Source organism: Psychrobacter sp. P11G5, assembly GCF_001593305.1.
Taxonomy (GTDB): Bacteria; Pseudomonadota; Gammaproteobacteria; order Pseudomonadales; family Moraxellaceae; genus Psychrobacter.
The window spans coordinates 152,727-173,362 of the sequence record NZ_CP012533.1; the positions used below are offsets into that span (position 1 = coordinate 152,727).

Annotated in this window: 19 protein-coding genes; 16 read left to right on the forward strand and 3 right to left on the reverse strand. The window is 42.8% G+C overall.

What is annotated here, in order from left to right; all coding sequences use genetic code 11:
* Positions 1–2: 2 nt before the first annotated feature.
* Positions 3–875, reverse strand: a complete 873-nt coding sequence (locus AK825_RS00655) for a hypothetical protein (protein ID WP_068033782.1) — start codon at positions 873–875, stop codon at positions 3–5.
* 220 nt (positions 876–1,095) lie between these two features.
* On the opposite strand from AK825_RS00655, the gene galE reads away from it, so the two are divergent.
* From galE to AK825_RS00675, 4 genes are all read left to right on the forward strand, one after another.
* Entirely contained in the window at positions 1,096–2,154 is a 1,059-nt protein-coding gene (gene galE, locus AK825_RS00660; RefSeq protein WP_068033785.1) for a UDP-glucose 4-epimerase GalE, read from the forward strand.
* A gap of 99 nt (positions 2,155–2,253) precedes the next feature.
* Positions 2,254–3,138, forward strand: a complete 885-nt coding sequence (locus tag AK825_RS00665) for a UTP--glucose-1-phosphate uridylyltransferase (RefSeq protein WP_068033787.1) — start codon at positions 2,254–2,256, stop codon at positions 3,136–3,138.
* Positions 3,139–3,157: 19 nt separating this feature from the next.
* Positions 3,158–4,825, forward strand: coding sequence for a glucose-6-phosphate isomerase (gene pgi / locus AK825_RS00670; protein WP_068033789.1), 1,668 nt, complete (start codon positions 3,158–3,160; stop codon positions 4,823–4,825).
* A gap of 294 nt (positions 4,826–5,119) precedes the next feature.
* Positions 5,120–6,502, forward strand: coding sequence for a UDP-glucose/GDP-mannose dehydrogenase family protein (locus tag AK825_RS00675; protein ID WP_068033791.1), 1,383 nt, complete (start codon positions 5,120–5,122; stop codon positions 6,500–6,502).
* A 101-nt stretch (positions 6,503–6,603) separates the two neighbouring features.
* Here the strand turns inward: AK825_RS00675 and AK825_RS00680 are convergent, their stop codons facing one another.
* Positions 6,604–8,085, reverse strand: coding sequence for a phosphomannomutase/phosphoglucomutase (locus tag AK825_RS00680; RefSeq protein ID WP_068033793.1), 1,482 nt, complete (start codon positions 8,083–8,085; stop codon positions 6,604–6,606).
* A 383-nt stretch (positions 8,086–8,468) separates the two neighbouring features.
* On the opposite strand from AK825_RS00680, the gene mazG reads away from it, so the two are divergent.
* From mazG to yjgA, 8 genes are all read left to right on the forward strand, one after another.
* A complete protein-coding gene (gene mazG, locus AK825_RS00685) occupies positions 8,469–9,335 on the forward strand; it encodes a nucleoside triphosphate pyrophosphohydrolase (RefSeq protein ID WP_068033796.1) in 867 nt (288 codons plus the stop codon).
* Positions 9,332–9,706, forward strand: coding sequence for a ComEA family DNA-binding protein (locus tag AK825_RS00690; RefSeq protein ID WP_068033799.1), 375 nt, complete (start codon positions 9,332–9,334; stop codon positions 9,704–9,706). The genes mazG and AK825_RS00690 overlap by 4 nt, the downstream gene beginning before the upstream one ends.
* 166 nt (positions 9,707–9,872) lie before the next feature.
* A complete protein-coding gene (gene pcnB, locus AK825_RS00695) occupies positions 9,873–12,191 on the forward strand; it encodes a polynucleotide adenylyltransferase PcnB (protein ID WP_068033801.1) in 2,319 nt (772 codons plus the stop codon).
* Positions 12,184–12,705, forward strand: a complete 522-nt coding sequence (gene folK, locus AK825_RS00700) for a 2-amino-4-hydroxy-6-hydroxymethyldihydropteridine diphosphokinase (protein ID WP_068033803.1) — start codon at positions 12,184–12,186, stop codon at positions 12,703–12,705. The genes pcnB and folK overlap by 8 nt, the downstream gene beginning before the upstream one ends.
* A gap of 242 nt (positions 12,706–12,947) precedes the next feature.
* Positions 12,948–13,748, forward strand: coding sequence for a 3-methyl-2-oxobutanoate hydroxymethyltransferase (gene panB / locus AK825_RS00705; RefSeq protein ID WP_068033805.1), 801 nt, complete (start codon positions 12,948–12,950; stop codon positions 13,746–13,748).
* A 51-nt stretch (positions 13,749–13,799) separates the two neighbouring features.
* Entirely contained in the window at positions 13,800–14,699 is a 900-nt protein-coding gene (panC, locus tag AK825_RS00710) for a pantoate--beta-alanine ligase (RefSeq protein WP_068033807.1), read from the forward strand.
* Between the two features lie 129 nt (positions 14,700–14,828).
* A complete protein-coding gene (rapZ, locus tag AK825_RS00715; protein ID WP_082787119.1) occupies positions 14,829–15,797 on the forward strand; it encodes an RNase adapter RapZ in 969 nt (322 codons plus the stop codon).
* A gap of 114 nt (positions 15,798–15,911) precedes the next feature.
* Complete coding sequence (gene yjgA / locus AK825_RS00720; RefSeq protein WP_068033809.1) at positions 15,912–16,424, forward strand: ribosome biogenesis factor YjgA; 513 nt, start codon at positions 15,912–15,914, stop codon at positions 16,422–16,424.
* A gap of 125 nt (positions 16,425–16,549) precedes the next feature.
* On the opposite strand, the gene AK825_RS00725 is transcribed toward yjgA, so the two are convergent.
* The gene (locus AK825_RS00725; protein WP_068033811.1) at positions 16,550–17,170 is read right to left on the reverse strand and encodes a thiol:disulfide interchange protein DsbA/DsbL; all 621 of its coding nucleotides are present in this window, start codon (positions 17,168–17,170) and stop codon (positions 16,550–16,552) included.
* 587 nt (positions 17,171–17,757) lie between these two features.
* Between AK825_RS00725 and ubiG the strand changes: the two genes are divergently transcribed.
* The 4 genes from ubiG (at position 17,758) to AK825_RS00745 (ending at position 20,628) form a co-directional block, all read left to right on the forward strand.
* On the forward strand, positions 17,758–18,519 hold the full coding sequence (gene ubiG / locus AK825_RS00730; protein ID WP_227514133.1) for a bifunctional 2-polyprenyl-6-hydroxyphenol methylase/3-demethylubiquinol 3-O-methyltransferase UbiG: 762 nt from the start codon (positions 17,758–17,760) through the stop codon (positions 18,517–18,519).
* 29 nt (positions 18,520–18,548) lie between these two features.
* On the forward strand, positions 18,549–19,259 hold the full coding sequence (locus AK825_RS00735) for an HAD-IA family hydrolase (RefSeq protein ID WP_068033813.1): 711 nt from the start codon (positions 18,549–18,551) through the stop codon (positions 19,257–19,259).
* Between the two features lie 126 nt (positions 19,260–19,385).
* Complete coding sequence (locus AK825_RS00740; RefSeq protein ID WP_082787121.1) at positions 19,386–20,234, forward strand: YciK family oxidoreductase; 849 nt, start codon at positions 19,386–19,388, stop codon at positions 20,232–20,234.
* Between the two features lie 127 nt (positions 20,235–20,361).
* Complete coding sequence (locus AK825_RS00745; protein ID WP_068033816.1) at positions 20,362–20,628, forward strand: DksA/TraR family C4-type zinc finger protein; 267 nt, start codon at positions 20,362–20,364, stop codon at positions 20,626–20,628.
* The last annotated feature ends 8 nt before the right edge of the window (positions 20,629–20,636 follow it).

Below are 20,636 nucleotides of genomic sequence, written 5' to 3' on the forward strand. Positions count from 1 at the left end.
AACTAGCTTGAAAAACTCCGCTTTGAGAAAATAGAATTAATATCAAAACCGTTTAGTATCAAACTGTTGATTAAGTTTTTATAGATATTAGAATTTAGTTTTGATTTATTAGCATCACTGATGCCATTGAATAATTTATAGAAAAGTAACGGATGACGCTTATAGTATTTATCAAACAGATAATTGAAGTAGAATATATTTTCTTTTTTATGTTGTCTTACTAATTTATTATAATGAACGTTATCTAATTCATTAGATAAAAAGCTATTTAATAGATTTGATCCTGCAAGAATGTACGCAGCGCCGTGTCCGGAAAATTTTAAACGAGTTATAATTACATCGCTTAATAAGGGCTTAATCATATTTATATGCTGAGTATCTAACCCAAAGTAAGGGTCAAAAACGAGCTGATACTTACAGCTGGAACTGATATCATTTGTCGTTATCTCCATGTCTTGATTAATATCTTCTTTATAATAGCTATTATATCTTTCATCTTTGATTACCTTTGGGTTTATAGAGTATTGAGGTATGAATGATATGGCTTTAGACATTCTTAGCGATTTTGAATACTTTAACACCGCATAGCCACCCATAGAGCCTCCATAGCCTATGATAGTTCTATAATTGTCTATTATTGAATAAATTTTACCAAAAGATAACTCTACACTAGAGTGAGGGTACCAGTTGCCCCTCTTAGCTACAAAACCAATTATACTATATCCCAAATTGACTAAGGGTCGTTCAGCAAAGACATAGCTACCATCTGCAAACTTAGTCAATGTGCTAAAAGTGATGACAATATCTTCACTAGGTTCTTTAACATAAATGACTTGAATATGGTCATCTTCGAATAGTATTTCTTTATTGGACATATATTACCCTTTTTAGAATTATAAGATAGAGTAGTTGGTATTTAGATGATAGCAATTTCTCATAGGTAATGCGTAATATAAGTGCAAGATGTGTTCAACGCTATACTTTACTATTAAATGACAACGGTTGATAAAACTGTCTCAAATTATTATTAGTTGTCTAGTAAATAACCTATGAAACCTTAATTAGAACAGCCAATTGGAAATTATCGGTAACATTATGAATAAAACAATTTTGGTCACGGGTGGTGCAGGCTATATTGGCTCTCACACTTGTATTGCGCTGCATGAAGCAGGCTATGATATTGTAGTATATGACAATCTATCTAACAGTAGTCGTGAAGCTATCAACCGTGTCTCTACTCTTATTGGTCAGCCGATTGAGTTTATTGAAGGAGATATTCGCGATGCTGAGAGGCTCAGACAAGTCTTTACCGACCATCAGTTCTTTGGCGTGATTCACTTCGCTGGACTAAAAGCGGTCGGTGAGTCTGTTGCCAAGCCATTGCTATATTATAATAATAACGTCAGTGGCAGCATTACTTTACTAGAAGTCATGATGGAGTATAACGTCAAGAATATAATTTTTTCGTCCTCTGCGACTGTCTATGGCGATCCTGAAACTCTACCTATTGACGAGACTTCACCGCGTTCCTGTACCAATCCTTACGGACAAAGCAAACTTGCTGTCGAGCACATCTTAGAAGACTTATCAGTATCAGACAAGAGCTGGAATCTGATTTCTTTAAGATACTTTAACCCAGTAGGATCTCACCCATCAGGACAGATCGGTGAAGACCCTAACGATATTCCGAATAACTTAATGCCATATATCTCGCAAGTAGCGGTAGGCAAGCTTGAAAAGCTCAGTATTTTCGGTAATGACTATCCTACTGTAGATGGTACTGGTGTACGTGACTTTATCCATGTCACTGATTTGGCGCAAGGTCATGCCGCAGCGCTGAATTATTTACAGCAACAAGCCAGCTCTAAAAGTAGCTCGGACACAACCAGTTCAGTAGGATTTTTGCCTATTAACTTAGGGACTGGTAAAGGCACCTCTGTCTTAGATTTAGTTGCAGCTTTTACCAAAGTTTCTAAACAGCCTATTCCTTATCAATTTGCTGCCCGCCGTGCAGGGGATATTGCCAGTTGCTATGCCAGTGCTGATAAAGCAAAAGCGCTACTGGGCTGGCAAGCCAAACTGTCAATTAATGAGATGTGTCAGGACACTTGGCGTTGGCAAAACATGAATCCGAGTGGTTATAATGAAGCCTAAGCTTTATTGAGCTATCGTCATCTACGGATGATTGCTTACTGTTTTAACTTATCGATTTAACTTTAAACTCACTTTTCTTATTAATATAGCCAAACATATATGAAAAATATCACCCACGCCGTTATCCCTGTCGCAGGCTTTGGCACTCGTATGCTGCCGCTATCTAAATCAGTGCCCAAAGAGCTGTTACCTTTAGGTAATCGCCCTGCCATTCATTATGTGGTTGAAGAAGCGATCGCTGCCGGTATCAAGCATATTGTACTAGTCGGCCATGCACAAAAAAGTGCGATTGAAAACTACTTCGATATCAATGTCGAGCTGGACAACCAACTGCGTCATAAAGGTAAGGACGAGCTGGCTGACAGCCTAAACTGGCTACCAGACGACGTGACGGTATCAATGATACGTCAGGGTAAGCCGCTAGGTTTAGGTCATGCGGTATTGGCAGCACGTCCCATCATAGGCGCGCATGATTTTGCCGTCCTATTACCGGATGTCGTCCTTGATCCATTTACCACTGATATGTCTGCTGATAATTTAGCCTTTATGATTGATGCCTTTACTAAGGATAGTCATTCACAAATATTGGTAGATAAGGTCGCTGATGAAGATGTACATAAATACGGTATTGCTCAATTACATGAAGCATTTAGCGAAGTGAGCGATATCGATGATAAAACAGATACTAATGCCAGTTTTAAAGTCGCTGGCTTTGTAGAAAAACCCAGCTTAGCAGAAGCACCTTCAAATTTAGCAGTGGTTGGTCGCTATGTATTTAGCAATCATATCTTTGATTATCTAGCTAATACCAAAGCCTCTGTCGGTGGCGAGATTCAGCTGACCGATGCCATTGACGCACTGATTAGCGAATATGGGGTCAATGTGACGACGATGCGCGGCGATAGCTATGATGCAGGCGATATGCGCTCATATATGCAAGCATTTATCTATTTTGCTCAGCATCAATTAGCAGAAGATGAATAGCTGATGGGTAATAACACTAATGAATAATATCAAGGGCGATAGCGTCTATAACAATGCTCGCCACTCTAAGTATTGGCAACAGTTGCAAACGCTAGCGGCGCAGTCATGGTCACTTGCGACATTGTTTGCGCAAGATGATGAGCGTGCCACGCGCTTTAGTACCCAAGCTGGTTCTTTATATATGGACTATAGCAAACAGTGTATCGATGAGACGGTATTATCTAATTTATTAAGTTTGGCTGATAGCTGTGATTTATCGGCTCGTATTAAGGCGCTCTTACAAGGGGCGATGGTTAATACCAGTGAAGAGCGTGCAGCCTTGCATACGGCGCTACGACTGCCGGAGACCGCAACATTACAAGTTGGTGAGCAAAATGTAGTTGCGGATGTGCATCATAGTCTGGCCCAAGTAGCCAGATTATCTGAGCGCGTTCGTAGTGGCACATGGCGTGGATTTTCAGGCAAGGCTATCACTGATGTCGTCAATATCGGGGTTGGTGGTTCTGATCTTGGACCACTGATGGCGACCACCGCGCTTGATGAGTGGGCGGATACCGATATTGAAGTGCACTTCGTCTCGAACATGGATGGTACCCAGCTTGATAATTTGCTCAAGCACTTAAACCCTGAAACCACCTTATTTATTATCTCCTCCAAATCCTTTGGTACCATTGATACCTTGTCTAATGCTAAGACAGCACTGTCATGGCTGCTTGCTACCGCCAAGCTGCGCGCTGGTACGGAAGACAGTGTGTTACGTCGCCACTTTATTGGCATATCGGCTAATGGTGACAAGATGAGCGCTTGGGGTATTCATCCTGAGCATCAGCTGCAGCTTTGGGAGTGGGTCGGTGGTCGATTTTCTTTATGGTCAGCGATTGGACTCGCTATTGCTATTCGTATTGGTATGGCGGGGTTTAAAGCGCTATTGGCTGGCGCTCATAGTATGGATGAGCACTTTGCGCAGGCTGATTTTGCAGAAAACTTGCCAGTATTATTAGGATTACTAGCTGTTTGGAATAGTACATTTTTACAGGTGAATGCTCATACCGTACTGCCTTATGATGGTCGTCTCAGCTATCTGCCAAGCTACTTGACTCAGCTTGAGATGGAGAGTAATGGTAAGTCGGTTACTCAGCACGGTGATCATATTGACTATGATACCTGTCCGATTCTGTGGGGTGAGATTGGCTCCAATGCCCAACATGCGTTTTATCAGTTGCTACACCAAGGGACGCAGCAGGTCTCTTGCGACTTTATCGCTTGTGTGCGTCGTTATAGTGATAAGGTACACAATGCTTCTTTGCAGCAGCAGCATGAGCTGTCATTAGCGAATTGTCTAGCGCAAAGCCGAGTGCTGGCCTTCGGTAATGCCGCTGTTGCAGGTGCTGACGCGCAGACTGTTTCTGAGGCGGATAAATACAAATACTACCGTGGCAATCAGCCGTCAACGACACTACTTATCGACGAGCTTACCCCGCATAGCTTAGGGGCGTTGGTTGCGCTCTATGAGCATAAGGTTTATGTCATGGCCAGCATTTGGGATATTAACCCGTTTGACCAGTGGGGCGTAGAGATGGGTAAGCAGATGGCTGAGTCGGTGCATCATGCGATGCAGCAAGAGGACAGTGGTCAATTTGATACCTCTACCGATCAGCTCTTACAGCACATCAAGCGCTTCTCTTAACGTTGTTTTAGGTTTAATGATGAAGCTATCGTAGGCTGGGTTTTTAACCCAGCTTTTAAATCTTGCAAAAGCAAAATGCTGGGTTAAAAACCCAGCCTACTACACAAAAATCTCGCCTACGCTAGCAGTATTGTTTGTAAAGCAAGCCGATCGTATAGTCGAAGTAGTCCAAAATGAGTAATAGGCAACCGAGCGCAGATAGTACACTAGTACAGCAAGCGAGGTTAACACCGTACCCGTTTATAATTGCTTTGACTATATTTAAAAGGATATAAGAATTTAAAAGGATATAAGATGCCTGTTAATCTAAGCCATGCCGATAATATTAATAATAAAGCAAAAGTCTGTGTCATCGTTGGTCATGGTATCGAAGCCATTACCAGTGCCGTGGTGCTGGCAAGCTTAGGTCAGACTGTACATTTATATGCAGACTTAGAGATGCTAGAGCAGCAGTTGCAGCAATATAGCTTTGAGCGTCATTTGCAGGCGCTATGGCAAATGTATGACCAGCAAGAACAGATTATCAGTCGAGCGTTACCAAGCAGTGCTGATAATCTGTTGCAGATCTATGAAATAACAGGTGAAGCGTCTCATCATAATGATAATGATAGCGCCCGCGAACAAAGATCAGAAGTGGCGCTTTATTGGTTATTTTTGGACAGTATAAAGTCAGTATGGTTGGAGGAGAGCTGGATTACCGCTTTCAATCATAGCCATCAGCAGACGTTGCCTGTGATTATAAGTGGCATTGAGCAATTAGGGCATATCTCAGCACTCGCCCAACGCTTGCAACGTGCGTGGGTATACTACATACCGTTTGTATTCTTACAAGACGGTGATGCTTATAGCTCGATGTTGAATCCTTCTTTGTGGCTACTTGGTGAAAAGACAGCAGATAGCAGTAGCCAGCACTTAAGTGCGTTGCAACCTTTGATAAAACAAGCTCGTGCTCGTCATTATGCGGATATCGCTACGATAGAGTTTGCCCGTAGCAGTATTATGAGTATGCTGGCGACGCGGGTAAGCTTTATGAATGAGATGTCGCGTCTTGCCGATAACCATGATATTGATATCCAGCAAGTCAGTCACATCATGGGTCTGGATGATCGCGTTGGCAGTAGTTACCTGCAAGCGGGCTGGGGCTTTGGTGGTAATACTCTACCTACTGAGCTCATGCAATTGCAGCAGTCAGGGCAGGCGAGCCGTGTGGATATGCCACTGCTACAGTCCGTTATACATATTAACGAAGATCAAAAAGAGCTGATATTCCGTAAATTCTGGCAATATTTTGATGGCTTTATCGATAACAAGACCGTGATGATTTGGGGTGGTAGTTATAAGTCAGGGTCAGGGCGTACTGTAGGGTCTGCTATCCATCCCCTATTAGCGCTGCTATGGTCTTATAATATTAAGACACTGGTCTATAGTGAGAAAGCGCAGACTGAGCTAGAGACGCTATACGGTCAGCAGCCTTTATTAGAGTTAGTTAACGATGCTTATGCGCCATTGGTTGATACACAAGCGCTATTTATCATGAGCTGGCCTTTAAATAGTGACTTAGATGTGAACCAAATTAATAAGACAGCGCAACCTATTTTTGATGCGCAAAACGCATTAACCTGCACGCAAATTGAGCGTTTGGTAGGTGGTTATATGGGTATTGGTCGTGCTAAATAACCTGCTTTATTAAACAGTTTTATTAAACAACAAAAAGCGCCTGTTAATATCTATGTTAACAGGCGCTTATTTTTAAATTCACATTTTTCCGCAAAAAACCCTTAAGCTAAAACAGCACCTTGTGCTCCAAGCCATTCCTTTATTTCTCGTATCTTATCAGCTAATAAATCTTTATCACCACGAGTTTCGATATTCAGCCTAATCAGCGGCTCGGTATTTGATGCACGCAAGTTAAAACGCCACTCCCCAAAGTCGAGACTTAAGCCATCAAGCATCGATTTGCTTGGGTTCTCGACGCTAAATTTATCTTCAATAGCGCTAATAATAGTTGGTGCATCATTTGTGGTGAGACGAAAGTTTAGCTCACCTGAGCTAGGATAAGCTTTGATATAGCCAGTGACCAACTCAGACAATGTCTTACCAGTAATAGATAATAGCTCAATGGTCAAAAGCCATGGAATCATCCCGCTGTCGCAATAGAAAAAGTCACGGAAGTAGTGATGAGCAGACATCTCGCCGCCATAGACTGCGCCTGACTCGCGCATGACTTGTTTGATAAATGAGTGTCCAGACTTGCTGATGACTGCCTTGCCATTATGTTCTTCGATGACTGCTTCGGTATTGTAAATTACTCGGGGATCATAGACGATGGATTCATTTGGATATTTATTTAAAAACGCTTGCGCCAGCATCCCTACCACATAGCTACCATCAATAAATTCGCCACTTTCATCGAATAAGAAACAGCGGTCAAAATCTCCGTCAAAGGCAATGCCCAAATCGGCTTTGTTTTTCAAAACTGCTTGCTGGGTAGCCACTCTATTGGCTTCAATCATAGGATTGGGAATGCCATTGGGGAAGCTACCGTCTGGCGTATGATGCAGTTTAATCACTTCAATGGGTGCGCCAGCTTGTGCAAGTTTATCAATTAATAAATCAACCACAGGGCCTGCACTGCCATTACCGGAGTTAATAACCAGTTTAAGCGGTTTGAGCTTATCAGTATCTATAAAGCTGATGACGTGATTAACATAAGCGCTTTTATCGTCTAATAACTGTAATTTTCCTGATTGGTTACTAGTATTAAATTGCCCTGATTCTGCCAATGCTTGAATCTCTGCTAAGCCATCATCGGCGCTAATGGGTTTTGAATGCTGTTTTACCAATTTTAGACCATTATAATTAATAGGATTATGACTGGCAGTGACTTCGATACCGCCTAATGCCTGATAATCACTGGTGGCAAAATACACCTCTTCGGTACCGCTCATGCCCAAGTCGATGACATCAACACCCGCGTCAATAATACCTTTAAGGGTCGCCTGTTTTAATTGCTCGCTTGAATGGCGAATATCACTACCAATAACGATGGCAGGTTTTAAGTTTTTTAGTTCAGTTGAGCTATTAGCGGCGCTATAACGCTGATATAAAATCTGCGCAAAGGCACGTCCAATACGGTAAGCAATATCTTCATCAAGATTGACCCCAAGCTCACCGCGAATATCATAAGCTTTAAATGAGCTAATCGTAATAGGATGAAATTCAGTTGCTGGCTGGTAGCTAGTGGTCGCAGAAGTAGACATAATGACAAGATTCCTTGCGCTAAAGCAGTGGTAAAATAACGAAGTAGATAACACAATTATAGGCTATTAAGCGTTCAATGCTACACTAACTATTAAATGGATAATGTAGACGCATGGTGATGACCGGTGTTGTAGGCTGGGTTTTTAACCCAGCATTGTAATTTTGCAAAATCTCAAATCTGGGTTAAAAACCCAACCTACGCCAACTGAGATAAGTTTTTCGTAGCCTCTGTCTGCGTAGGCACAGCAAGCAAGTAAAAATTATCTCAGTAGCACCTAGCAATGAACATATCGTTTTTATTTCGTACCGACTATAAGACAAAATCGTTGTTAAGTTAAGGCGGTTATATTCAATAACAACTAAAAGTATAAGAGCATCCTTTATGAGTACTGTAGAAAATAAAATTTCAGCACCCGAACCTGTGCAAGGCACTCCAGAAGCGAGTGGGCAACTTGATGACCTGTTGGCACTGATGGCAAGATTGCGCGTTGACTGTCCGTGGGATAAAAAACAAAGCAATCATAGCCTCATTCCGTATGCAATCGAAGAAGCCTATGAGCTGGGTGAAGCGGTACAAAGCGACGATGACGAAGATATTAAAGGTGAGCTTGGCGATGTGCTGCTGCAAGTCGTCTTTCATTGCCAGATGTATGCTGAGCAAGGTCGTTTTGACATGAGCGATGTCATTACCACTTTGCAAGAGAAGCTGATTCGCCGTCATCCGCACGTATTTGAGGCTGAAACCCTGAAAGATGAAATGGCAGTTAAGGAACGCTGGGATGAAATTAAAGCGGAGGAGGAGCAAGCGCGCGAGGCACGTGGTAAACCAAAGCGGCGTTTAGATAAAACCAAAGCGGGCAGTGCTTTGATGCAAGCTCAGGATGTACAAAAGCAGGCGTCAAAACTAGGCTTTGATTGGGAAGGCATAGCAGGAGCGTTTGAAAAACTTGAGGAAGAAATTAGTGAGTTAAAGGCTGAGCTGACAGAGAAGTCCAGCATAGAAATCCAAGCCAATATTAGTGACATTGAAAAAGAGCTGGGCGATTGCATGTTTGCGCTGGTCAACGTCTCGCGTAAATTAAACCTCGATGCTGAGGCAGCGACCCTTACTTGTGTGCATAAGTTTAAGTCACGTTTTGGTTATATTGAAGAACAACTGGCTGCTGCTGGCAAGCATGTCGAGGACAGCGATATAACAGAAATGGATGCATTATGGGAAGCGGCGAAACGACATGAAAGATCGTCATGAACGTTCATCATAAAGCCTCGTTCATCAATTTAATAACGAACGCTGCGTTCGGCTTCGCTTTGCTTATTATGATGCCATATAGTGGGAATGCGGCGCCTTGTTTTGATAATCCACAAAGTGCTTATAAGTACCTTTTGGCGCAGGAAAATGCTAAAACCCAAGCGCGTGAGCAAGCCACCGTCAATATCAATCGTGCTAGCGAAGGTGAACTGGTTTCACTAAACGGTATCGGTAGTAGTAAAGCCCAAGCGATTATTTTATATCGTGACATGTTTGGCGATTTTAAAACGGTTGATGAGTTAGCAAAGGTCAAAGGTATCGGCGCAAAAACGATTGAGAAAAATCGAAGTCGTTTAAGTGTGCAACATTAATGGCATTATTTTGCTTTGATTAACATCAATATTGACAAAATTGCACGTAACTAAATGTCATAACGCACCTACTGCGTGCAAAATTTGTTAAACTAGTCAATACATCCGCCTGATAAACGCTGTGTTGGTCAGGGGTGGTTAAAGAATACCGGCGAGGAGTAGATGCATGGCCGAGCGTGCCGCCAAGCAGTTAGAACTGAATAAATCTGAATTACCCAATTCCATTACTGAAGTGATTGCCACATTAACCCGAGCTGGGTTTGATGCCTATATCGTTGGTGGTGGTGTGCGCGATACCTTATTGGGTCTGCGCCCAAAAGACTTTGACGCCGTCACTGATGCTAAGCCGCATGAAATCAAAGACGTCTTTGGCAAGCGCTGCCGCATTATCGGTCGTCGCTTTCAGTTGGCACACGTGTATTCAGGGCGAGAGCTAATTGAAGTCGCTACTTTTCGTGGTCCGCCAACCAGCGATGCCAATACCAATCAAGACGGTATGATCCTGCGTGATAACGTCTGGGGCGACATCAAACAAGACTTTTCGCGTCGTGACTTCTCTATCAATGCACTTTATTATCAGCCGCTTAAAGGTGTGGTTCATGATTTTTGCGGTGCGCTTGAAGATATTGATAATAAAGTCATCCGCCTATTAGGTCATGCACCCGTTCGTATCGAAGAAGATCCGGTAAGGCTATTGCGGGCGTTACGTTTCAAAGCCAAATTGGGCTTTGATTTTGACGAAGAGTTGTCTCAGCAGTTTCATGATGATAATTGGGCATTGCTTGAGCAAATATCACCGCATCGCCTCTATGATGAAACGCAAAAGATGTTTACCGGTGGCTATTTAGTGCCATTGTTGCCGCTATTGTTTGAGTCGGGTGCGATTGATAGTTTAATCATTTATCCGCCTTCTGATCCCAGTGCTTTAGTGAAACAAGTGGCTATCAATACCGATAAACGTATTGCCGCAGGTAAAAGTATTAATCCGGCGTTTTTCTATGCAGCCCTGTTATGGGAAAATTACCTGCATCAGTTAGAAAAAGCCAAAAAGCGCAATATGCCCTTTGCTGAAGCGCAAATGCATGCGGCTAGCAAAGTCGTTGACCGTCAGCGTATCAAGACTGCTATCCCTAAATTCGCGGAGCAATTTATCCGTGATATCTGGATATTGCAGCCCAAACTTGCCGCCCCACGTAGCAAGCAAATCGTTCAGCTTTCTGAGCACCCGCGCTTTCGTGCAGGGTTTGACTTTTTATTATTACGTGAGCAGTGCGGTGATGCTGAGCATCCATTGTCAGAATCGACCAATGGCATGGGCGACTGGTGGCAGACTTATCAGACATTGTCTGAGCAAGACCAAGAGAAAGCTATTGATGAATTTGACGAAAATATTCGTCGCGGTGCTTATAAAAAAGGGCAACGCGCGCGTGGACGCAATCGTCAAAAGCCTGAGTCGTATACAGCGGATGAATCAATGTCTAATCAAAAAAACACTCAGCAAAATAAAGCCAATGGCAGTAATGAAAAGCATGTTACCGAAAAGCATAGTACTGAGCAGGCAATGGTGAATGATTCATCAAACATTCCATCACGCCGTCGCCGCGCCGCAAGTCAGTCATCAGCTGCCAAGCAATCTGATAGCAGTAAAAACAAGGGTTACAACACGCAACAGGTAAAGCAGGACAGTAATGAGCTTGCTCAGTTACAGCAGTTGTCTCTTGCTAGTAGTAGCAATAAAGCATCTAACAAAGGCCATAATGCTAAGCCTGCGCCATTGTTTGTAATCGAGCATGAAAAAGTTGTGCCGCCATTACAAAAGCAGCTATCAGGTGCTGATAAGCCTAAGCATAGCCAAAAGCCTGTGCAGAACAAGGCAGCTACTAAGCATGCAACGGCTGAGAAAGAGCGAAATAATCAAGATACAAAATCTGATACTAAAGTTGATCGTTCAAGTGGTGCTCAACAATCTAAGGCAAAGCAGTCAGAGGTTAAGTCATCTTCTGCTAACGCCTATCCTGCTCGTTCGGTGGCAAGATCACCGGCGCTAGTCAGCATGAATAACGAGCCGATACCGCATAAGCGTCGCCGCCGTGAGCCTACTGTAGACATTGCTAATACTGTTAACAGTATTAGCAATGTAGAAAAACAGCCAGCTGATAATAACGACCAAACTGCTGCGAAGTATGCGAAAAAAGCGCCTAAGGCAATAGCCCAGCGTAACGGCAAAGCCGAGAAAACGGTAGAACGTGCAGAAGCTACGACAGGAACCAAGACGTCAGGGAACAAGGCAGAAACTAATAAAGCGACTACACCTGCGAAAGCTAGAAAACCAGCTAGACCGACAGAAGTAAAGTCTGCTAAAACCAGTCAAGCTGCTAAAGACAAGGTTGGTTCTAGTAAAGCAACTGACAATAAAGTAAGTGACAATAAAGGACCTGTACCATCGAAACGCCGTCGTCGTCAGCCTAGTACCGATAATGTCTAATATGGATAACCATACGGGTAACGCTCATTGGGTTACTTGCTATATAGGCTTGGGCAGCAACCTAGCTAATGAATTAGGTTTACCTGCAGAGCATTTGCAGCAAGCACTTGCAGTGATGCAAGAGCATGAGAAGATACGTAACGTTCGTGTTTCTTCATTTTATGCCTCAGTGCCTATGGGGCCGCAAGATCAGCCAGACTTTGTCAATGCGGTCGCTGGTTTTGAGACGACGTTGTCACCTTTTGAGTTGCTCGCATTTTGCCAGCAGCTAGAAGAGCAGGCCAAGCGTGCACGTATACGACGTTGGGGTGAACGCAGCCTGGATGTCGATATTTTGCTATACGGTGAAGCACAAATTGCAGAGCCGCAATTAACCATACCGCATCCTGGACTGCCTGAACGTAATTTTGTCTTAATACCGCTACAAGAGCTAGCACCAGAGCTAGTAATTGCTGGCAAATCGGTAGATGATTATCCACAAAGTAAAGATTGGACAGGCTTAAAGCTACTATAGTTAATTTATTATTGAATTGAGTCAACTATAAAGTAAATATAGCGCTATTGGGATAAATTTTGCGCAGCCTCTGTCTGCGTAGGCACAGCAAGCAAGGAAAAATTATCCCAATAGCGCATCACAATTTTTGTGCTTCTTTTGTTTAGAATGACTATATATCAAGCAATTGCTAAGTTTTTTGATCACAAACAGAATAACAGTTACTAATAAGTTAAAAGCATTGCAGATTAATTGAGGGTCATATGACGACGTTATCTACTTTAAATAATTTTAAAAAAGACGGCACCAAGTTTACTTGCTTGACGTGCTATGACTCGATGTTTGCACGAATGATGGACAAGGCGCAGATTGATACTATTTTGATCGGTGATAGTTTGGGCATGGTGGTACAAGGTCATGACTCAACCTTGCCCGTTACAATCGATGATATGGCTTATCATACGGCTAATATTGCCCGTAGCAATAAGCATGCACTAATTTTAGCTGACCTGCCGTTTATGAGTTATGTGACTCTGCCAGAGGCTGTGGCCAATAGTCGTCAATTGATGCAAGCCGGCGCGCATGTCATAAAGATTGAAGGTGGCAGTGAGCTTTGTGATTTAGTCACGACCTTAGCACAAGCGGGTACACCAACTTGTGTCCATCTTGGCTTGACTCCGCAATCTGTCAATGTTTTCGGCGGCTATAAAATCCAAGGTCGCGGTGATGAAGCGGCTGATAAGCTGCTTGCTGATGCTAAAGCAGTCGTTGCTGCAGGGGCTGCATTACTTGTATTAGAATGTGTGCCAGCTGAGCTCGCTAAAGCAGTCACAGAAGCTGTTACAGCGCCAGTGATTGGTATTGGCGCTGGCGCAGATACTGATGGTCAAGTATTAGTGATGCATGACATGCTAGGTATGGTACATGGCCGCGTGCCGCGCTTTGTTCATGACTTTTTGACCGATGAACGCAATAGCGCCCATAGTATTGAAGGCGCCTTTGCGCTTTATCAGCAGTCAGTGCGCGAAGGCAGTTTTCCAACTGAGCAGCACCAATTTAGCTAATCTTATTGAATTTTTGGGTTTTTACGATTATAAGTAGAAGAATATTTAACGATGCCAATTATTTATCAGCAGATTTCAGCACTGCGTACCGCCTTGCAGCCTTATCGTGGTCAAAGAAATGACAATCAAAATAGCCCACAACGTATTGCGCTAGTACCAACGATGGGCAATCTACATGATGGTCATCTTGAGCTAGTAAGCATTGCTAAGCAGCATGCCGATATCGTAGTCGTTAGTATCTTTGTCAATCCGACTCAATTTGGAGTGGGAGAGGACTTCGATAGCTACCCTCGTACTTTAGATGAGGACGTCGCTAAGCTAGCAACGGTTGGTGCAGACTATGTTTTTGCTCCCATTATTGACGAGATGTACCCAGTATTGCCGCCACCGACTGCTGTCCTCGCTGGTGCAATCACCACTCAATTATGTGGTCAATCTCGTCCTGGGCACTTTGACGGTGTTGGTATTGTGGTCTCGAAATTGTTTAACATTGTGCAACCTGATGTGGCTGTATTTGGCCAAAAAGATTACCAGCAACTGGCGATTATTAAACAGTTAGTACGCGATCTGAGTTATCCGATTGAAATAATAGGGGCGCCTATTGTCCGTGCTGCTGATGGCTTGGCGCTATCCTCGCGCAATCAATATTTAAATGAGGCTGAGCGACAAATAGCACCTGCACTACATCAAGAGCTACAACGTCTGGCTCAGCAGTTGCAAAATGGTGAACAGAGGCAGCAAGAGGTTGACACGTTATTAGCCGATACAAGAAAATGTATTACTGATACTGGTTTTACGATTGATTATCTAGAAATAAAAACGGCTCAGCTAACTTCTGTCGCTAATGATGCTGCAATCTTCAATAAAGAAAAACAAGATTTAATCATTTTAGTGGCTGCTTGGTTGGGACGTGCACGTTTATTGGATAATCAACTTGTTACCTTCAAATAGCAATTTTAATAATTGATTAATGAAGAGTCGTTATAATAAAAACATAAACCCTTTAGCATGCCCGTAGATAAGTTAAGTAGTAAGATAGATATTATGCATCAGTGATTTAATAAACTAGGATGGTGGATCATGGAAGCAGCAGACCCGAATCAAGGAAATAAAGTAGCGACAGAGCAGTCAGCAACGAAGGAAGCTAAAGGCAGTGGTGTCAGTATCCTAGTAATTTCTGGGCGCTCGGGGTCGGGTAAGACCTCAGTATTAAATATTTTGGAGGACTTGGGTTATTATTCTATTGATAATTTACCACTCTCCTTGATACCGAACGCAGTTGATAAATTAGTCGGTGAAAGTGGTATTCGCCGTATTGCCCTTGGCGTTGATATTCGTACTCCACGCGCAGATTTGAGCAACTTTGCCTCTATCTATAAGACGCTCAGACAGACCTATGGTAAGCAGACAATTAAAGTTATCTATGTGACGGCGCAAGATACTATCTTGGTTGCACGCTTCAACGCCACTCGCCGCGTCCATCCGTTAATGGCTCAAGAAATTGAAAGCTCTACCTATCCTACGTACAATTTGCCAGCTGCTATCAAAAAAGAAGAAGAGTTACTAGAACCTATTGCCAGTTATGCTGATATAAAAATTGATACTAGCAAGTTGAACATTCACCAGTTAAAAGATCGTTTACGCGATCATATTGGTGTGGACAATAAGATTGTGATTAATCTACTGTCTTTTGGTTTTAAATATGGCAGTCCTATCGATGCCGACTTTGTATTCGATGTTAGGATTCTACCAAACCCACATTGGAACCCTGAGTTACGTACCGCGACGGGTCTTGATGCAAAGGTTGGTGAATTCTTTGCTGACTATCCAGAAGTGGCTGAGATGACCAACGATATCGCTAAATTTTTGGATCGTTGGTTGCCAGACTTTTTGCACAATAATCGTCATACAGTGACGGTGGCAATTGGTTGTACTGGTGGTAAACATCGCTCAGTTTTTATTACTGACAAGTTGCAAAGTTATCTTGCTAAGAGCTTGCCTAAAGGCCTAAAAGTGGTGGCCAAGCACCGTGAAAAAAGCCGTTGGTAGCGCTGTTGGTAGTTAGTAGATAAGCAATATTGATAACGTATTACTGAAGATCTATGCTGATGCAAATGGTTGTCAGCACCCCCTAATTTTTACTTATTATTTTGGAAAGCTTGTATGATTGACTGGTCAGAACATGACATGCGCGTATCGCGCACTGAACTTAAAAAATCTCATGAGCGCTTACAAGAGTTATCGATACCGCTTGCCGGTTTATCGAAAAAGCAGCTCAAAAACCTACCTGCCAGTGACTATTTTATGGCAGAACTGATGGCGCTTGCTGATATCACCAGCGCTAATGCTCGCAATCGCCAAACTAAGCGGGTTGGTAAACTAATCAGTGAAGAAAACCGCCATGAGTTGGTAAAAGCATTGTTCGATGCTTTTTTTCCAAAAGAGCAGGTTGCTAAAATTGAAAGCTGGCGAGGCAGGCTTAATATCAATGACGAGGGTACGCTAAAGCAATTTGTAAAGCAGTATAAAGCCTCAGAACGCAACAGCTTATATCAGCTATTACTTTGGATTGAGTATGCTAAGCATACAAACGATGATGAGCTGATGATGGAGTCTGAAGAAGACTTGGCCAGTTATATTCGAGAAGTCGCAATTTTGACTCAGATAAAGTATTAAAGATATTTTATACCTATGCTATGAACAGCTGTTTTATAAAATGGCTGTCAAATGTCAAAATGAGTACAATAAAAAAGCCAATCATTGACGATTGGCTTTTTTATTGAAAACTTATACAGTGTCAGTTATTTTTTCTCGGCGCGAACTTTATCGACTAAATAATCAACGACTTTAGGAACGTTAGCACCTTCACCTGTTACGACATATTTGCCTTGTACTACCACTGCTGGTACACCAGAGAGTTGATAGCGCTTAGCACCAGCTTGTGAGCGACCAATTTTGGTACCTACGGCAAAAGAGTTATATAAGCTGTTAAACTTCTTCTGATCAACGCCCTTTGTAGCATACCATTTGCTTAGTGATGCTTGGTCAAATAACTGTTTGCCATCTTTATGAATAGCATCAAACAAGGCATCATGAGTTTTATTTTCATAACCTAACAGCTGAGCGGCATAAAAACCGCGTGCGCTGGCTTCCCAAACTGGATTTAGCGCTGCTGGTGTTTTAAAGAAAGCCACGTCTTTATCTTTGGTCTTAGCCCATTTTTCCATATGTGGGTTAAGGACGTTACAATGCGGACAGCCGTACCAAAAGAACTCACGTACAATAATAGCATCACCGCTGATATTCTCTGGATTATCCAGCACGCGGTAGTCCTTTCCTGCAACATAATCGGCGGCTTGTGCGCCCATATTGGCAAGTCCAATGGCAACAGCCAGACCAGTCAGTGTGATGATACGTTTCATACTTCTTCCTTTGGGGATAAATGTTTGAAGTTTTAATGACGATATTTAATGATAATAAATAGTAAAGCGCAAGCCGCTTATAATAACGTAAAATGGCGCTGCTTGTGAACCAGATTCTTAACTAACCGTTGTAAAGCTGTTAGACATTATTTACGCCACCTTGCCCATGGCCAAGACAATCGATTATTTGTAGCCTATCAGTTGGTAATTTAAAGGCACTTATACAATCTATCCACTATAAAATAAATACAGCGCTACTGAGATAAATTTTGCGCAGCCTTTGTCTGCGTAGGCACAGCAAGCAAGGAAAAATTATCTCAATAGCACGTTATAATTCTTGGATTTCTTTTATTTAGGACTGACTATAGCTTGTTATCAGTTAACAATACCACTCATAATCGGTCACGATGTCCTTACGACAAAGCGATGACTCTCATGCTAACATTAAGTCCATGTCAGCGCATAATAGATATAGATAATGACAATAAAGGAAAAATGCTATGAGCTCAGCTATACCTTCTTCATCTACTAACACTCATTCCGATACTATTGCAGATACTACTATCGTAAAAACTAACGATGCAAATATGAACACAGCCACAAACGTCGATCCAAGTGAAGTTGATAAGTTTAATAAGCTTGCCAGCGAATGGTGGGATAATACGGGTGCGTTTGCAACCTTGCACCATATCAATCCACTACGTCTTAATTGGATAGAAGAAAACGTCAAACGTGGCTATCAAGGTGGTGATGCTAACAAAACGGCTGAGATGGGTCTTACTGGTAAAAGGATATTAGATGTTGGTTGTGGTGGCGGCATATTAGCCGAATCGATGGCGCGTCGTGGTGCTGATGTCACTGGTATTGATTTGGGTACTGAAAATTTAAAAGCGGCCAGCTTACATGCAGAGCAGAGTAATCTAAATGACTCTTTACGCTATCAGCATATACCGGTCGAAAAATTAGCAGAAACTCATGCCGGTCAGTTCGATGTGGTGACTTGCATGGAAATGCTCGAACATGTGCCGGATTCAAGCTCTATCGTACAAGCTTGTTTCGATTTGCTTGCCCCAGGCGGAGTCTGTGTGCTCTCTACTATCAATCGTAGCCCAAAATCTTACTTGTTTGCGATTGTCGGAGCGGAGTATGTATTGCGTCTATTAGATCGTGGTACGCATGATTATGCAAAATTTATTACCCCAGCTGAGCTTGATAAAATGGCATTAAACTCAGGCTTTAGCCGCCAAGATATTATCGGCCTGCATTATAACCCGTTGACCAAACGCTACTGGCTGGCACAGAATGTCGATGTCAACTATATGCTAGCCGTCCAAAAACCACTGGTTTAATACAATTTTTAATAATAAGAGCATGCAATATGACGCAATTTGTAAAAGCTGTTTTGTTCGATCTAGATGGTACGCTAATTGATACCGCCGCTGATTTTGTACGCATCATTGGCAAAATGAGTGCGCAAAATAATTGGCAAGCACCGCCCGAAGCACATATTCGCGAGCAAGTCTCTGCTGGTGCGTCAGCGATGGTGCAGTTAATGCTGCGTCACAACGACCAGATCGACCTCAGTGATGAGGAGTTGTCACAGTATCGCCAGCAGTTTTTAGATGACTATGAAGCAGATATCTGTGTCGATAGCTGTGTATTTGGTGAGCTTGAAGCAGTGCTAACTGCTCTTGAAAATAAAGGCGTGCCATGGGGTATCGTAACCAATAAGCCGCGTTATTTATCTGAGCAACTGCTTAAAGTTATGCAACTAGATGGGCGCTGTTCGGTCTTGGTTTGTCCTGATGATGTCTCACGTACTAAGCCTGATCCAGAACCGATGTATATGGCGTTAGAGAAGCTTGCAATACCGCGTGGCGCTGCAGGTTGCGTACTTTACGTGGGCGATCATGTACGTGATATAGAAGCTGGAAAGGCTGCTGGTATGCCAACGATTTTGGCCGCTTATGGTTATATTCCACCCGAAGATCAGCAAAATCTAAAAAGCTGGGGCGCAGACTATATTATCGATACCCCTGAACAGTTAAGTAAATTGCTATTATCTCCGGGAAAGTTTGAATACTTATAGTTCAAATACTAATAGTTTGAACATATTTAGTTTGGATGCATCGTACCTCTAGCTAGTACTAGATGACCTAAAAAATAAATTTCTATAGTAATCTTTATCATAAATCGATAAATAGCGGGTAAACCTATGAGCGACAATGTTAATCAACCTTCTAATAAAACTACCAACCAAGAAGCTAATCAAAAAGCCAGTCAAAACTCTACGCAACCTTTAAGCCATGATGAGATTCGTCATTTTGTGCCGCAAGATAACTGCTTAGAGGGCAAGACAATCTTAGTCACAGGTGCGGGAGACGGTATTGGGCGTATTGCCGCATTGACCTATGCTCGCTATGGTGCGACGGTATTATTATTAGGTCGTACTAGCAGCAAGCTCGAAGCTGTCTATGATGAGATTGAAAGCTTAGGTGGTAGGCAGCCAGCGATGCTACCGATGGATTTAGAAAAAGCCACTTATGCCGAAATGCAGCAGTTAGAAGGATTGATCGTCAAAGAAATCGGTCAACTTGATGGCGTCCTACACAATGCAGGATTATTAGGTGAGCTGACACCGCTTGAGATGTACGATGTCGATATCTTTGCCAAAGTGATGCAGGTCAACTTTACAGCGACCTTTATGCTGACCCAAGCATTATTACCGTTACTTAAAGACGCTGCTAATGGCTCTATTGTCTTTACTTCTAGTACCGTTGGAACCCATCCTCGTGCGTTTTGGGGTGCATATGCGCTCTCAAAACAAGCAGTGGAGGGCATGAGTGATATCTTCACTCAGGAGACGCAGAACACGACTAATCTGCGCTTTAATTGTATCAATCCAGGCGGTACGCGTACCAACATGCGCGCCCATGCTTTTCCGGGTGAAAACCCGATGAGCTTAAAAACACCTGAAGATATTATGGCAGGCTATGTCTGTCTAATGAGCGATGATAGTATCGGTGTACGCGGGCAGGTCGTGGCTTTGCAACCAAAAGACTAGAGCGTCTAAAGCGGCCAGCTATAGTTGTTTTTTGTACATTGAAAACAGTTTAATTTAGTCCCATCTATATGTTCTTAAAGCATTTTATATTAATAATAATGACTAAATATATCAAAAAGGATAGATTATGGCAGGTGGCTGGTCGAGAGATGGCGCAGAACATGAGCAAATGGATGCGACCGTCAATGATGCGTTAGATCGTGTACGAAGTGCTATACCTAAAGGTGATAGCGCTGAGTTTTGTGATGAGTGTGGCAATCCAATTCCAGAAGCACGGCGTAGTGCTTTACCTGGGGTACAGCACTGTGTAGGCTGCCAAACTGAGCTTGAGCAAGAAGCAAAAGCCGCTGAGCTGTTTAACCGCCGTGGTAGTAAAGACAGTCAATTGCGCTGATAGATTAC

Excerpts from the sequence above, each read along its gene's own strand:
- AK825_RS00745 (WP_068033816.1), top strand. The coding sequence starts at position 20,362 with ATGGCAGGTGGCTGGTCGAGAGATGGCGCAGAACATGAGCAAATGGAT.
- AK825_RS00725 (WP_068033811.1), bottom strand. The coding sequence starts at position 17,170 with ATGAAACGTATCATCACACTGACTGGTCTGGCTGTTGCCATTGGACTT.
- AK825_RS00735 (WP_068033813.1), top strand. The coding sequence starts at position 18,549 with ATGACGCAATTTGTAAAAGCTGTTTTGTTCGATCTAGATGGTACGCTA.
- pgi (WP_068033789.1), top strand. The coding sequence starts at position 3,158 with ATGAATAATATCAAGGGCGATAGCGTCTATAACAATGCTCGCCACTCT.
- rapZ (WP_082787119.1), top strand. The coding sequence starts at position 14,829 with ATGGAAGCAGCAGACCCGAATCAAGGAAATAAAGTAGCGACAGAGCAG.
- galE (WP_068033785.1), top strand. The coding sequence starts at position 1,096 with ATGAATAAAACAATTTTGGTCACGGGTGGTGCAGGCTATATTGGCTCT.
- AK825_RS00680 (WP_068033793.1), bottom strand. The coding sequence starts at position 8,085 with ATGTCTACTTCTGCGACCACTAGCTACCAGCCAGCAACTGAATTTCAT.
- AK825_RS00740 (WP_082787121.1), top strand. The coding sequence starts at position 19,386 with ATGAGCGACAATGTTAATCAACCTTCTAATAAAACTACCAACCAAGAA.
- panC (WP_068033807.1), top strand. The coding sequence starts at position 13,800 with ATGCCAATTATTTATCAGCAGATTTCAGCACTGCGTACCGCCTTGCAG.
- AK825_RS00665 (WP_068033787.1), top strand. The coding sequence starts at position 2,254 with ATGAAAAATATCACCCACGCCGTTATCCCTGTCGCAGGCTTTGGCACT.
- folK (WP_068033803.1), top strand. The coding sequence starts at position 12,184 with ATGTCTAATATGGATAACCATACGGGTAACGCTCATTGGGTTACTTGC.
- pcnB (WP_068033801.1), top strand. The coding sequence starts at position 9,873 with ATGGCCGAGCGTGCCGCCAAGCAGTTAGAACTGAATAAATCTGAATTA.
- mazG (WP_068033796.1), top strand. The coding sequence starts at position 8,469 with ATGAGTACTGTAGAAAATAAAATTTCAGCACCCGAACCTGTGCAAGGC.
- AK825_RS00655 (WP_068033782.1), bottom strand. The coding sequence starts at position 875 with ATGTCCAATAAAGAAATACTATTCGAAGATGACCATATTCAAGTCATT.
- panB (WP_068033805.1), top strand. The coding sequence starts at position 12,948 with ATGACGACGTTATCTACTTTAAATAATTTTAAAAAAGACGGCACCAAG.
- yjgA (WP_068033809.1), top strand. The coding sequence starts at position 15,912 with ATGATTGACTGGTCAGAACATGACATGCGCGTATCGCGCACTGAACTT.
- AK825_RS00675 (WP_068033791.1), top strand. The coding sequence starts at position 5,120 with ATGCCTGTTAATCTAAGCCATGCCGATAATATTAATAATAAAGCAAAA.
- ubiG (WP_227514133.1), top strand. The coding sequence starts at position 17,758 with ATGAACACAGCCACAAACGTCGATCCAAGTGAAGTTGATAAGTTTAAT.
- AK825_RS00690 (WP_068033799.1), top strand. The coding sequence starts at position 9,332 with ATGAACGTTCATCATAAAGCCTCGTTCATCAATTTAATAACGAACGCT.